A 13,602-nucleotide genomic window follows, 5' to 3' on the forward strand; every position below is an offset into this window, starting at 1 on the left:
GTGCTTGAAGGAATGAACAACAGGATCAAGGTCATCAAGAGGATGGCGTACGGCTTCCGGGATAACGACTACTTCTTCATGAAGATCAAAGCCGCTTTTCCCGGAATTCCGCGATGAACCTTTTTTTATGGCCGTTCTGCCTCCGCAATACGGCTGAGCAATACGCAGGACTCGGCAAGGGTGGCGTTAAAAGGGGAGGAGCGTGCTTCAATCCGGTTTACCGGCTGCGGCTCTCGGAATCAGACAGCAAGCGTTTGGCTTTCATGCGGCGAAGCGTGTAAGCGTCTAAGGGGGCTATAGAAAAGCAGTTAGGGTTGTTGTTGAAGGCTGCGCAGGTTGCGCAACACGCGCTGACTGCGTTCCAGCTTCTTGTTCAGCTCCTCGTTCTCCGGATACAGCGGTGCTACCTGTTTCCAGATCCGATAAGCCTCGCGGTATTGTCCGTGGGCATAGAGAGCTTCGCCCGTATTTATTTCTTCGGCAAAGCGGCGGCGGCACCATTGTTCTAGGCGTTTGCGGTGCGAAGCCAGTGCCGGGTTGCTCTGCTGTTGGTTGAGGAAGGCCCGTGCGGCCAGTAATGATTGCAGCTGGCCGTTGCGTTGATAGCGGGTCATTAACTGTTCGGCTTCGGTCTGCAGTGCCCGGTTACGCTTGGCGCGGGTACGCTGTTCTTCGTTATTGAGTACCTGCTGTGCTTGAGCTAGCTTGGGCGCGGGTTCGGCCTCTGGTGCCAACTGATGGGCGAAACGAAGCAAGTTGCGGGCCTGAACCCATTGCTCTTGATCAGCGAAATAGTTGCCCAGCATGGTCAGGTCAGCGATCAGTAGCTCGCGTTCTTCGGCCAGGGCCTGGCGCTCCTGCTTAGCCGCTGAAGCGTGAAAGTCGGCAAGATGAAGTGCTAAATCGTCAGTGCTTAGCAAGGCTTGCGCCTGGGCTTGGCGTCGTTCGGCCAGCAGCTGGTTAAGCTGGCGCGCTTCCATCGGGGCCAGAGTGCTGCGCAGTTCATCGATGGCAGCGGAGTTGAGTACTTTGTCGCGGTTTGTTTCCAGCAGCGTAAAGGCGGCGTCCCATTGTTGTTTGCGAGCGAGTCCTTCTGCCTGCTGAACGACGTGGAGCCGATACTCTTGGCTGGCCTGGCGAATGCCGGCGTACTGTTCCTGAAGGAGGGCATATTGCGGGTGTTTTGGATCTGTCTGTTCAATGATTTGCGCCGCTTTGGCGTAGTTGTGCTGTTCTAGCGCCGCACTGACATCGCTTTCCGGGTGTGAGTTGCCGAAGGTGGTGCAGCCGGCCAGTACCGTGGCCAAGGTCAGGCTACTCGCCTTGTGCACGTTGATGCTCCGTATTCAGTTTGGTCAGAAACTGGGCAATACGCTGCTCCATCAGGGTTTCGGACAGGGCGTGCACGCCATCGATGCGGTGGGTGCTCACTGGTTGTTCTTTGCCTCGAATGCGCATGGCCCCGCATTCCGTGGCGCGCACTCGCGAGGCAATGTTGGGGTTGGACAGTAGCGGTGCGGCGGCAATAATCTCGTTACCTCCAGCCATATTCGACAGCCGGGAGGCCAGATTTACTGCATCGCCCACCACGGTGTATTGCATGCGATCGCGCGAGCCCAGGTTGCCCGCTAGCATATCGCCGGAATTGATGCCGATGCGAAAGGCAACGGTGGTCTCGCCTCGGGCATGACGATATTCATTTAGCCGTTTTACCAGCCGCTGGATCATCACAGCACAGCACAGTGCGTGGAATAGATGTTCGTCGTCTTTTTCCGGCACCCCAAACACGATCATGGCGCAATCACCCATGTATTTGTCAATGGTCCCTCGGTAAAAGTTGGTGGCTGTGGTGATAGCATCGAAATAGACATTGAGCATGTCGGCGATAGCGTCGGGTGCCAAGTTCTCGGACAGCCGAGTAAAGCCGACGATATCGGCAAAGATCACGGTTGCAGACACGTCACGGCCACCCAGTTGCACCTGATCCAGGTCGGCCATCATGTTACGTGCTACGGACGGGCTGACGAAACGTTGCAGCACGCGCTCTACTTGGTCTTTTTCCAGCATGCCATGAGCCATGGTGTTGTAGGCCTCAATTAGGCCACCAATTTCATCGTTGCGGCGATCCTGGATGCGATAGTTCAGGTCGCCCTTGCGCATGGCGCTGGTGGCGGCCAGCAGGTCATGAATGGGTTGGGCCAGCCGGCGGCTGATCAAGAAAGCGACGACAATGGCGATCGCGCTCATGATGAGCGTGGCGGTGATCATGGTGTCCTGGACAGCTTGACGGGCGGCCATGATGGGACGGTCCGAGAGGGAAATGGCGGTATGGCCAGCCACCGCATCGTTGATCTTAATGGGGGCATAATACGTTGTGACGGGTTCGCCTTTGAGGTCCCAGCGTTTTACCTGCTCGTGCAGAGGTGAGGCCGCTAGCGGCAGAATACCGGCCTTGTCGGTTAGGTTGCCGTCGCGGCCAAACAGGGCTGCGCCGCGCACGCTGTCACTGCGGGTGAGGTTATTGAGCTGAACTTTGAGGAAAAAGGTGTCGTCAGCTAATAGAGGTTCACGAACGGTATTGGCTAGCTGCTGGGCAATAGCTGTGCCGAAGCTATCCGCTTGGTCGCGCATGCGGCTGAGCTGGTTGTTGAGTAGCAGGGTGCCGAGGATGGTCATGCCACAGAGGATTAGCATGGAGATGGACAGACCCAGCTTCCAGGCCACCGGGAAATACGCCGGAATATAGGGCGCTAGCCACTCACTGAGGCGGGTGCGCTGGGGGCTGGATTGTTCGCTTCCCTTTGGCGTGCTCACGTTACGTCCCTGGTGTGGCTGTGCGAGAGGTCTTGTGTGTTCTTGCGCCCGTCAGACCGAAAACCACAGGCTTGGCCAGCGCTTGTCAGCGGCGGTCCTTGCTGTCAAATTCAAGCGTGTGTTATGCCAACAATAGCATTTTAGTTGTGCTGGGTAAGTAGCCATTTGACGGTTTGTTGCCCGGCTTTGAATTAGGATATGAGTATGGCGTTTACGCGAGAGCGACAAGTTCCTGCAAATGGGTTGAATTTCTTTGTGGCAGAGGCCGGCGAGGCCGGTGCACCGCTGGTGTTGTGCCTGCATGGTTTTCCGGAATGCTGGGCCTCTTGGCGGTATCAGCTGCCGGTGTTGGCTCAGTCGGGTTATTACGCGGTGGCCCCGGATTTGCGTGGCTACGGGTTTACCGGTGGCCCCAAGGAAGTCGATGCCTACCGGCAGAGTAAGCTGGTTGAGGACGTGATTGCTTTGATTCAGGCGCTGGGCTATGACCGTGCCATCCTGATAGGACATGACTGGGGAAGTGCGTTGGCTTGGCAGGTGGCGCGTTGCCACCCGCGGGTCATCAGGGCGGTTATCGGTATGTCGGTGCCTTATGGCGGGCCGGCACCGGTGCCGCCGACGGTGGCCATGCGCAAGTTATTTGAGAATCGTTTTTTTTACATGTTGTATTTCCAGCAAGCAGATTTGCCAGAGCAGGAGCTTGAAGCTGACATTTCGCACAGTCTGCGCTGTATTTTCCATGCCCTGTCTGCGGAAGGTATCGCGGCTTTCAATGTGGGGTCAGAGGACACCGGCTTCCTTCAGTCCATGCCGGTTCCGGATACCCAGCCGCGCTGGATGCGCGAAGAGGATCTGGCTTACTACGTGGAACGTTTTCAGCACAGTGGCTTCACCGGCCCTATTAACTGGTATCGCTCCATGGATATTTCCTGGGAAGAAAGCGGCGATGACAGTAACTGGCAAATCCCCATGCCGGCCCTGTTTATCGGTGGTTTGCAGGATCCGGTTATTTTGTTTAGCCAGAAAGCCCTGCAGCGCATGCCAGATTATATTCCGCAGCTGCGTACCGTAATGCTGGATCAGTGTGGCCATTGGATTCAGATGGAGCAAGCGACGGAAGTTAATCGGGAAATCCTGGCGTTTCTGGAGGAAGTGGATGGCGATCAAGCCTAGTGCCAGTAATTTTCACAGGGTTGGAGAGTTTCATCGCGCCTTTTCTCTGCCGGTAGAACCTCGGCCCGTGGTGCCGGACGATGCCACTGTACGTTTACGGTTGGCTTTGCTGCTGGAGGAGTTTCACGAGTTGGCCGAGGCCACTTGTCAAAATGCCAGTGAGGCGCAGCAGGGATTTCTCGCTACCCTGGTTCAGGCACGTGAACAGCTGGAGATGCTGGACGACTTTCAGGTGGATTTGGTGGAGGTGGCGGATGCACTCACGGATATCAATTATGTGACCTATGGCGCTGGGCACACCTTTGGTATTGATCTGGATGCCTGCTGTGAGGAGGTCCATCGTAGCAACATGAGTAAGTTGGGAGCGGACGGTAAACCGGTGAAAGATGACCGTGGCAAAGTGCTCAAAGGCCCGGCGTATTCGCCTCCATTATTGGCGCCGGTGCTGGCGGCCCAGAGCCGTGGTGTCGAGTAGTGCTAGAGAGAGAAACGGGCCTGGAAGTTATCGTGGGGATTAAAGCGGTGAAACCTGATCCACATCAAGACCAAATGGAGCGGTGGGCGCCACTATAACTGCGGGATCTGATCCCGCTGCGTATGCTTCCGGTTGTCTCCGGAAACAATTTGGCCCCGTTTTCGGGGCTTTTTTTTGCCTCTCTGCGGTCGCCACAGCTAACCTCTTGTGATGCTTGGGCAGAGTTGATGACGATGCCTTTCGACCCGAAGGGTTCGTATGATGCGCCAGCGCTGTATGACATGTGGTTCCATTCCAGTCGCGGACCGGTCACCTGTGATTTTGAGTCCGGAGGTAAGGTGGATTCGAACTATTCCCATCGCATTGGTCAGCAGGCTCGCAGGTTGAGCAGATATACAAAGCCTCTCGTGACGCGTGCGACAAACAGCCTGATCTCTACGGTCATCGTGTCTGTCTTCTTGCCCCGTTAAACTCGAGGCGAGTTTTGACAGGAGCCTTCCATGAGCGCCCACGATATTTCCCTGGCTGACGCCATGATTCAGCGCCGTTCTGTTCGCGGTTTTACCGGCAAGCCAGTACCCAAAGAGGTGCTGGACGCTGTGTTTTCCCTTGCCCAGCGTTCCCCATCCAACTGCAATATCCAACCTTGGAAAGTATGGGTTGCTTCCGGCCCTGTGCGCGATGTGCTGCGTGAACGGTTGGTGGAGAAAGTCACCCATGGCGTGCCCTTTGCGCCAGACTACGACAGCCCGTCGAGTTTCGAAGGGGTGTACCGGGAGCGGCAGGTCGACTGCGCCATGGCGCTGTATGGCAGCATGGGGATTGCCCGCGAGGACCGAATTGGCCGTCAGCGCGCGGAGCTGCGTAACTTTGAGTTGTTTGATGCTCCCCATGTGGCTTTTGTTGGTATGGAGCGGGATTTTGGTGTCACCGTAGGGTTGGATGTGGGGATGTATGTGCAGTCGTTGCTGCTCTCCATGAGCGCCTATGGGCTGGGAGCCTGTGCCCAGGGCAGTATGCGTTACTATCCGGATGACGTGCGGGAATTGCTGGGAATTCCGTCCTGCACCGCTATCGTATTAGGTATCAGTTTTGGTTATGAAGATGCGGAAATAGCGGCGAATAAGGCTCGAGTAGACCGGGTGCCAGTGTCCGACTCGGTGCAATTTTGCGATAGCCTGTGATCGGGAGCGGCGTTGTCCACTGGCTATGGAGCAAGGACTCTGGAAGAAGGAGGGCTCTCAGGCAGCGGTGACGCAACTGTGCTACAATGGCCGTTTTACCAGCGTAGTGACCCTCCATGATCATAGTGAAAGGCTCCTTTCCCGTAAAAGAAAACGAACAGCCCACTGCGTTGGAGCTGGTGCAGGCGCTTGCCAATGCGTCGCGGGGAGAGCGGGGATGCTTGGCCTATGAAGTGTATCTGCAGGCTGATTCGCCGCGAGTGATTATGGTGTGGCAGCAGTGGTCAAACCTGGATGCGCTGGAAATCCATTTTGGCTCCGAGCATGTGGATGCCTTTCTGGATGCCATTCCCGACATGATCGATGGCGATGTCACCTCTGCCCGTTTTGATGTGACCAGGATGGATGGGGACCCCATCGCGGAAGAAGTGGGTGAGATTGCGCCTGTGGTGCTGGCGGACAATATTACCTTGCATTGACGCACTGCGGCAGCGTTTTTGGGCGCTGGCCGCTCCCCCCCCCTTGGTGTCCACGCGCGCAGCCCCTACTGTTTTATCGTCACTTGGCGCTTATATGGTTCGCCGCTTCCTGCCCGTGTTGTGACGCGGTTGGTCAATGTCTCCCGTCCCGCTCTGCGTTACCCTGTTTGTCTCAGGCAAGGTTCAGCGTCGGCTGTGCCTTGGCAAGGCTGTGTAGGAGTACCCATGAAAAGCCGTATCGACTCCGTCGAAGACATCATTCGCAGTTTCTCCGAACAAGGATACATCTGTAGCGAGCGCATTGCGCTGGCAGTGTACCTAGCGGCGCAGCTGCACAAGCCGGTGCTGGTTGAAGGTCCGCCCGGAGTAGGGAAGACCGAGCTAGCCAAAGCCGCGGCCGCGTTTCTGGAAGCGCCGCTGATTCGTTTGCAATGTTATGAGGGCTTGGACGAAAGCCGCGCTTTGTATGAGTGGAAGTATGGCAAGCAGTTGCTGTACACGCAGCTGTTGCGTGACAAGCTGGGCGGCATGCTGGCGGACACCGATAGCCTGGAAGCCAGCATGGCTCGGCTGGGTGATTTGGGTGAAGCTTTTTACAGCGAAACGTTTCTGGAGCCCCGCCCTTTGCTCCATGCGTTGCGCAGCGATGAGCCCGCCGTATTGTTGATTGATGAAATCGACAAGGCGGATCAGGAGTTTGAGGCATTTCTTTTGGAGCTGCTGTCGGATTTCCAAATTTCCATTCCCGAGCTAGGCACGATCAAGGCCAAGCACCAGCCATTGGTATTGTTGACCAGTAATGATCAGCGTGAATTGTCCGATGCGTTAAAGCGACGTTGCCTGCACCTTTATATTCCTTACCCGGAGGCCGAACTGGAAGCAAACATCGTAGCTGCGCGGGTGCCGAATCTGGATGCCAAATTGCGTGAGCAGTTAGTGGACTTTATCCAGTACTTGCGTGAACAGGACATGAAAAAGCTACCCGCTATTTCTGAGACGCTGGATTGGGCGCGAGCACTGGTGTTACTCCATGCTGATTCGCTGGAGCAGGAACAGGTGGCAGATACATTGAACCTGGTGTTGAAGACAGAGCAGGATGTGACTTTGGCTCGGGAGTTATTACCCGCCTGGTTACGTAAGCTGAGTAAACGTTAATGCCGACCCGTCGACTTTCCGAATTTGTTCAGGCTCTGCGTGGCGCGGGGCTACGGATCTCGCCGGACGAAGCCACCCAGGGTATGGATGCTGCCGCGCTAGTGGGCTACAGCGCTCGCCGTCGTTTTCACGATGCCTTGGCGATCACCTTGGTAAAGCGTGAAGAAGATCGCCCTGCCTTTGAGGAAACGTTTGCTCGTTTTTTTGCCGTGTCCTCTGAGATCCGCCTGGCAGCCTCTGAAGATAGTGCAATGCCGCCCCCGGTGGATCGGGCTGAAGAGGAGGGTGAGTCGATAGCGCCTGTGCAGGGAAGCGAAGAGGGTGCCTCTTTTGACCTAACCCGGCACACTCCGGCCGAACTGGATCAGCGCCTTGCCGAGGCCGCTGCGCAAATGGATTTTACCCAGATGGAAGTGATCACGCAGCAGGGCTTGTACACCCGCCGCTTGCTGATGAACATGGGGATGGGAGCAGTGGATGATCGTATTTCGCAATTGGACCAGGCCAATCCTCTTGGCCATGCGCAGGCGGAAACGCTGCGGCAGTGGCGACGGGAGGTTCGTGAGCAGGCAGCTGACCATGTGCGGCGGCAGTTTCTGTTGCACGGTGCCGGCAAGGGACGGGCGTTGCGTGAACAGACTATGCGTGCCGTACCATTCCGGCACCTGCGCGAGTTTCAAGAAGTAAAAACATTAGTGCGGCGCATGGCGCGACGCCTTGCTAGCTTGCATCAGCGGCGAATGAAAAAAAGTCGTCGAGGCATGCTGGATGCTCGGCGCACATTGATAGCCAGTATTCAGCATGACGGTGTTCCTGCGCGACTGCATTGGCGTCAACGACCGGTGCAAAAAAGCCGGGTAATGGTGATTTGTGACGTATCCAGTTCGGTGAGTGAAGCCGCCCGTTTTCTGCTGCAGTTTCTTTACGCAATGAATGATGTGCTGCCTCGGGTACGCAGTTTTGCGTTTGCCTCACGCTTTGATGAAATTACGGAGGATTTTCAACGCTACAGCCCGGATGTCGCTGTGGGTAGGGTGCTGGATCGCTTGTCTGGCAGTGGCACGGATTATGCCGAAATGTTTGCGGACTTCTGGCGACGCTGTGAGCGGGAACTCGATAGCCACACAACGGTTATCATTTTGGGCGATGCGCGCAATAACTATCTTCCGGAGGGTGCAGAAGTCTTGCAACAAATCCGTCGACGGGTGAAACAGGTGTGGTGGCTCAACCCCGAGTCTCGTTCTCGCTGGAATAGTGGGGATGCGGTGATGGATCGTTATTTGCCCCATTGTCGGTTGGCACGCCAGTGCGCCTCATTGGATGATCTTGAGCGGATTGTGGACTCGTTGCTCAAGGGGCTAAATTAGCGCGCTTTTGTACCCAAGCGTTACCTCCGCTAAGGGTTAATCATCCCCGGCTCTTGGTGGGCGAGGTCGGGTGTCTTGAAGGACCTGCCACAATGTGGTTTGCAGGCGTGCCAGATTCACCGGTTTGGCCAAATGGCTGACCATGCCCGCGTCGTGGCAGGCTTGGATCTTGTCCGGTATCGCGTGGGCGGTGAGCGCGATGATGGGCACCAAGGGCAGGCGGCCTTCCTGCTGCAGCTTGGCAATGGCCCGAGAGGTTTCGAAGCCATCCATGTCCGGCATTTCACAATCCATTAAGACCAAATCAAATGGTTGCGATGCGGACATCAGGACGGCGATGGCTTCCAGCCCACTCTCCGCCACTTCGGTCTCGTAGCCGAGTTTCTGGCATAACCCCTCGGCGACCATCAAGTTGATGTGGTTGTCGTCGACGATCAGCAGTCTCCCTTCGAATGATACCGGTTGGTTGTCGATGGCAGGTTGAGCTGTAAAGGTGTCAGTGCGTTCGGTGCAAGGAATGGGCAGCCTGAACCAAAAACGAGAGCCTTGTTTCGGTTGACTGTCCACTCCGATCTCTCCCCCCATGATTTCCACCAGCTGTCGACAAATCGCCAGCCCCAGGCCGGTGCCGCCATAGCGCCGGCTAGTAGAGCTATCGCCTTGCTGAAAGTGGTCGAAGAGCCGTCGTTGTTGTTCTTCAGAAATTCCGATGCCGCTGTCCCGCACCTCAAAGTGGGCGTAGTCGCTGTTGTCGGGATCGCGCTGCACACTAACGGTAATGGTGCCATTGTTGGTGAACTTTATTGCATTGCCGATCAGATTGACGAGGATTTGCCGCAGTCTTGCGGGGTCGCCCAAGCAGCTTTCGCCTACGTTAGGGGAGAGATCGAGAGTTAAGGCATTGGAGTGAACCTGGGCTTTGTGCTGGAACAGGGCGAGGGATTCATTGAGAAGGTCGAACAGGTTGAAGCTGGTTTGTTCAATGGGCATTTTGCCCGCTTCGATGCGGGAATAATCGAGAATGTCATTGATGAGGTTCAGCAGGCTGTTGCCGGATTGCTCGATCACGTTCAGGTTGTGGCGCTGCTCCTCGTCCAGCGGCGTGCCCTTGAGCATGTCCACTGTGCCGATAATACCATTCAAGGGGGTGCGGATTTCGTGGCTCATGACGGCCAAAAATTCACTGCGGGCACTGAGTGCGGCGTTTAGTTCGCTGGTGCGCTCGCTAACGCGTTGCTCGAGAATTTCGTTTGCTTCGTCCTGAATCCGAGCATTTTCACTCTTCAGTACGGTCATGCGATGGGCCAGAGCAAACGACAGAAGGAGTGCCTCGATAAACGTCCCCATAGGCATGATGTTTTCCAGCAGCCAGCCGCCATTGATAAGCTGGAAGGTCTTCAGGATATAGGCCATGGAGGCGAGTGCGATGGTGGTGAAGGCCAGCAGGAAATAGCGTGCGGGGCTGTAGCCTTGCCGAATCAGCCAGATGGATAGGCCGATGGCGATAAGCGGCCAAGGTAGAATAATGGCGGTGCTAGCCTGAATGAAAAAATGGAAATTAATCAGCGTGAGCGGAGCAAAAAGAATCAGCAGGCTGGCGGCTACGACCAGCCAACGGTTGATGGTAGGCGCGCGTTTTTTTAGTTCCAGAAACTGGCAGGCAAACAGGATAGAAAACGCTAGGGTGAGTAGATTCAATATCGGCAGAGAGTAATGATTCCACAGTGTGGCCTGTGGCCAAAGCCATTGATAGCTTAGCCCTTCGCGGGTGAACAGGTTGAGAGTGAAGGTGCCCAAGTAAAGAACATATAACAGGTAGCTGCGATCCCGGATGGAAACAAATATCAGCAGGTTAAACAAAAACATGGCAATCATGGCGCCGAAATAGAGGCCATAAAAAATAGTGACTTGGCTGTCCTGTTGATTGAAGGCGGTGGCTGACATAAGTGAGACAGGCAGCTCAATTACGTTGTCTCCTTGAGCGCGTAGTAACAGGTAGCGCCGTGTATTCACCGGAAGATCGAGCGTGGAGACTAGGTGGCTATGCGCAAATGTTCGAGTATCAAAAGGAACGCGGTCGCCAAGACGGTTGTGCCATAGTGACTTGCCTTTATGGTCGAAAAGGTAGAGGTCGAGATAATCCAGGTGAGGGCGGCCTATGCGAGCAAACCATAGAGACTGGCTGCTCTGGTTTTCGATGGGAACGAGAAACCATTGCAGGCCCTCACGAAACCCCAGAGAAGGGTACTTATCGTGAACTTTCTTGCCTTGACCGTCGAGCAAAGCGTGCAGAGCCATTTCCGGGCTGTAAGCCTGCCAGGGGTCTGTCAACCATTGCATGCCGTGAGCTGCTTGGTAGCTGTCTTGCTTATCGCTAAGCGTCAGGCTATGGCCTGATATAACCAGCATGAGTAAGCAAACGGTAATTCCCTGCCTGAAGATGAGGCGTCCTTGTGTCATTCCCGATCCTGTTATCACTGTTATGTGGATACGGAGTTAATACTATGAATTCATTTTACAGAATTTATCGTAGTCTCTGGAACTGTGCGACAAATAAGGTCTCTGAATAGACGACTTAACGGAGAAACTTAACGGAAAAGGAGTCCTGTATGAAAGTCATTATGCGTAATGCACTGGTCTTGTCCTGTTCATTGATGGTGGCACCGGGGGCTTTTGCGGTCGGTCCATACATTGGCGGTAACTACAGCCAGATCCAATATGATAACGAGGAGTATGACACGGACACTCTGAAAATCGACTCGGCTACGGTCAATGCCGGGTACGAGTTTACGGATTTTCTGGCACTGGAAGCCCGGGGTGGTTTGGGATTTGATGAGGACTCCCAGGGTATTGTGGATTTCGACATGGATCACCTGTACGGCGGGTATGTGAAGCTGGGTGCGCCTGTCGGTGAGAAACTTCGTCCTTATATCATTGGTGGTTATACAAAGGTAAAAGGTGAGGTGTCAGCCAACGGTACGGTAGCGGGGGTGGATTACTCCTACAGCGATACTGAAACCTTTGAGGATGAATCCTACGGTGCCGGTCTAGACTTCAATATTACCGATACGGTTGCCGGCAACTTGGAATATATGCGCTATGTCGACACCGATGAGGAAGAAATTTCCGGTATCAGTGTGGGGCTGCGTTCCGCATTCTAGTGTCTGCAAATCACGCCGTGATAACAAAAAGCCCCTCCGTGTGAGGGGCTTTTTGTGCGGTGTTGCACGGCTACACGCTTTACGTAGCATGCAGCCGGTGACTAGGCAGTGCTAGTCAACGAGTGTGGCGGTGTTGATCGCTTTTTCCAGGTGCGGTCGGAAAGCTGTGTTTACGCCCAGTTTCATCATGGTCCAGTAGTGTCCGCTGATGGCCCGTTCTACCAGCAGACTGCGAGAGGAGGGCTGGAATTTGAGTATTTGTTCCAGGGGAGTACGTTTTACTTGACGCATGATGTCCGTGTGCAATTTTGAATGCCCGAAGTCGTAGGGCTCGTCGCCAAAGGCCCGCAGCAGCAATTCAACCCAGACCGCATAAAACTCGCCGCTCACTTGGGTGTCCTTCTTGCGTGCTCCCAGTTCCATTAGTAGAGCGTCAAGTGCCTCCCATTTCTTGTTGATGGCCATGCGCACCAAGCGTTTCAGTAAATCAGCATCCTGTGGGGGTAACCGCTTCACTGCGCCAAAATCATAGATCACAATGGTGCCATCGCGACGAAACGCAAAGTTGCCGGGGTGGGGGTCGCAATGGACGGCCCGGAACTGAAAAATTTGTTGCCCGATGGCATCGAATAGCCGCTCGCCGAGCTGGTTGCGAGTGGCCTGGTTAAAACCGTGCTCGTCGTCGACCTGGTCTAGGGGGGTACCGGTTTCATAGCTCAGCGTCAGCACCTTCTCACTGGATAGTGCCGGAAAAACTTGGGGAATGACCAGCCAAGGCTGGTCTTGGTGAAAACCTTGAAAATGCTCCAAGTTGGTGGCTTCCTGGTGGTAATCCAGTTCTTCGTGAAGCTGGTTGCGAATTTCCTGAAATACAGCATCCAGGGCGGCTTCGTCGACTTTCAGCAGGCTGCCCAAGCGTAGAATCCGGCGCAGATGCTTCATGTCGGAATCAATGGATTCCTTGACCGCGGGGTACTGTACTTTTACCACCACTTCGTCGCCTTCCGGGGTCACGGCATGATGTACTTGACCAATGGACGCGGCGGCAAAGGGCTTGTCTTCGAAACGGGTGAATAATTCATCCAGCGGAGCGCCGAGCTCACGCTCCAGTTGCCGTCGAATTACATGGAATGGCATCGAGGCGGAAGCATTCTGGAGTACTTTTAGCTGATCGCTAATCTCAGTGGGCAGGATGTCTTGCATTTGGGAGGCAATCTGGCCGACTTTCATGACCGCGCCTTTCATCTCTCCCAGCGTGGCAGCCACCTCCTTACCAATATGTTGCAGCAGTTTCTCCCGGTCAGTGGCTTTGGCTTGTTCCGACTGGAACAGTCCTTTGACCTGGTGGCCGGCTACACGAGTGGCGATTGAGGTGGTCATGCCGGTGAGCCGAAACAGTCGGCCGGTGGCGGTGGTGGGGCGTTTTCGGCGACGGTCGTCAGCCATGGTAAAACCTCGCGGCTTTTTGTTATGTCTATAGTGTTGTTTACGACTGGGTTAAGGCTAGCGTTATGTATGACTCATGCACAAGGTGCAATAGTGCAAGACGGTCTTGGCGGAGAGGGGGCAGAACGTTATTAGATAAAGAAAAGGGGCCCAAAGCGGGGCCCCAAAGGAGAGTAAAGCAGAGTTTTAAAACAACACACACTACATTTTTACAGCAAAACAGGGTTCTACCCCGTTTCCACGGACGGTTTTAAAAAGGCGGTAAACTTGCGATCTTGAGCTGCAACCTTGCGCCGCCTTCTTGGGTTGTGGAACCGCTCGATATAATTAAATACGTCAGCCCTTGCC

At 55.0% G+C, this 13,602-nt stretch carries 12 protein-coding genes and 1 pseudogene; 8 read left to right on the forward strand and 5 right to left on the reverse strand.

Annotated features, from left to right (window positions below; translation table 11 throughout):
• The coding region (locus ABNH10_RS16045) for a transposase (protein WP_349384762.1) at positions 1–117 on the forward strand (117 nt) is incomplete at its 5' end.
• Between the two features lie 191 nt (positions 118–308).
• Here the strand turns inward: ABNH10_RS16045 and ABNH10_RS16050 are convergent.
• Both ABNH10_RS16050 and ABNH10_RS16055 read right to left on the reverse strand, forming a co-directional pair.
• Positions 309–1,331: a tetratricopeptide repeat protein gene (locus ABNH10_RS16050; protein ID WP_349386862.1), complete on the reverse strand. Its 1,023-nt coding sequence runs from the start codon at positions 1,329–1,331 to the stop codon at positions 309–311.
• Positions 1,315–2,814: an adenylate/guanylate cyclase domain-containing protein gene (locus ABNH10_RS16055; RefSeq protein WP_349386863.1), complete on the reverse strand. Its 1,500-nt coding sequence runs from the start codon at positions 2,812–2,814 to the stop codon at positions 1,315–1,317. Before ABNH10_RS16055 ends, ABNH10_RS16050 begins: the two co-directional genes overlap by 17 nt.
• Before the next feature lie 204 nt (positions 2,815–3,018).
• Here ABNH10_RS16055 and ABNH10_RS16060 point away from each other — a divergent pair, with 204 nt between their 5' ends.
• The 6 genes from ABNH10_RS16060 (at position 3,019) to ABNH10_RS16085 (ending at position 8,647) form a co-directional block, all read left to right on the forward strand.
• Positions 3,019–3,987 carry an alpha/beta fold hydrolase gene (locus tag ABNH10_RS16060; RefSeq protein ID WP_349386864.1) on the forward strand — a complete coding sequence of 323 codons (969 nt, stop codon included), beginning with the start codon at positions 3,019–3,021 and terminating at the stop codon, positions 3,985–3,987.
• Entirely contained in the window at positions 3,971–4,462 is a 492-nt protein-coding gene (locus tag ABNH10_RS16065; RefSeq protein ID WP_349386865.1) for a pyrophosphohydrolase domain-containing protein, read from the forward strand. The genes ABNH10_RS16060 and ABNH10_RS16065 overlap by 17 nt, the downstream gene beginning before the upstream one ends.
• Positions 4,463–4,962: 500 nt before the next feature.
• Complete coding sequence (locus ABNH10_RS16070) at positions 4,963–5,646, forward strand: nitroreductase (RefSeq protein ID WP_349386866.1); 684 nt, start codon at positions 4,963–4,965, stop codon at positions 5,644–5,646.
• Positions 5,647–5,762: 116 nt separating this feature from the next.
• A complete protein-coding gene (locus ABNH10_RS16075; RefSeq protein WP_349386867.1) occupies positions 5,763–6,125 on the forward strand; it encodes a putative quinol monooxygenase in 363 nt (120 codons plus the stop codon).
• A gap of 225 nt (positions 6,126–6,350) precedes the next feature.
• Positions 6,351–7,280: an AAA family ATPase gene (locus tag ABNH10_RS16080; protein WP_349386868.1), complete on the forward strand. Its 930-nt coding sequence runs from the start codon at positions 6,351–6,353 to the stop codon at positions 7,278–7,280.
• A complete protein-coding gene (locus ABNH10_RS16085; protein ID WP_349386869.1) occupies positions 7,280–8,647 on the forward strand; it encodes a vWA domain-containing protein in 1,368 nt (455 codons plus the stop codon). The genes ABNH10_RS16080 and ABNH10_RS16085 overlap by 1 nt, the downstream gene beginning before the upstream one ends.
• A gap of 36 nt (positions 8,648–8,683) precedes the next feature.
• Here the strand turns inward: ABNH10_RS16085 and ABNH10_RS16090 are convergent, their stop codons facing one another.
• Complete coding sequence (locus ABNH10_RS16090; protein ID WP_349386870.1) at positions 8,684–11,107, reverse strand: hybrid sensor histidine kinase/response regulator; 2,424 nt, start codon at positions 11,105–11,107, stop codon at positions 8,684–8,686.
• A 149-nt stretch (positions 11,108–11,256) separates the two neighbouring features.
• Here ABNH10_RS16090 and ABNH10_RS16095 point away from each other — a divergent pair, with 149 nt between their 5' ends.
• Positions 11,257–11,808 (forward strand): porin family protein, encoded by a 552-nt coding sequence (locus ABNH10_RS16095; RefSeq protein WP_349386871.1) that lies wholly within the window; start codon positions 11,257–11,259, stop codon positions 11,806–11,808.
• Between the two features lie 111 nt (positions 11,809–11,919).
• Here the strand turns inward: ABNH10_RS16095 and ABNH10_RS16100 are convergent, their stop codons facing one another.
• Together ABNH10_RS16100 and ABNH10_RS16105 are read right to left on the reverse strand one after the other, a co-directional pair.
• On the reverse strand, positions 11,920–13,254 hold the full coding sequence (locus ABNH10_RS16100) for an ABC1 kinase family protein (protein WP_349386872.1): 1,335 nt from the start codon (positions 13,252–13,254) through the stop codon (positions 11,920–11,922).
• A 227-nt stretch (positions 13,255–13,481) separates the two neighbouring features.
• Positions 13,482–13,602, reverse strand: a pseudogene (locus ABNH10_RS16105) (IS3 family transposase); the annotation flags it as partial.

The organism is Alcanivorax sp., assembly GCF_040119285.1.
Classification (GTDB): Bacteria; Pseudomonadota; Gammaproteobacteria; order Pseudomonadales; family Alcanivoracaceae; genus Alcanivorax.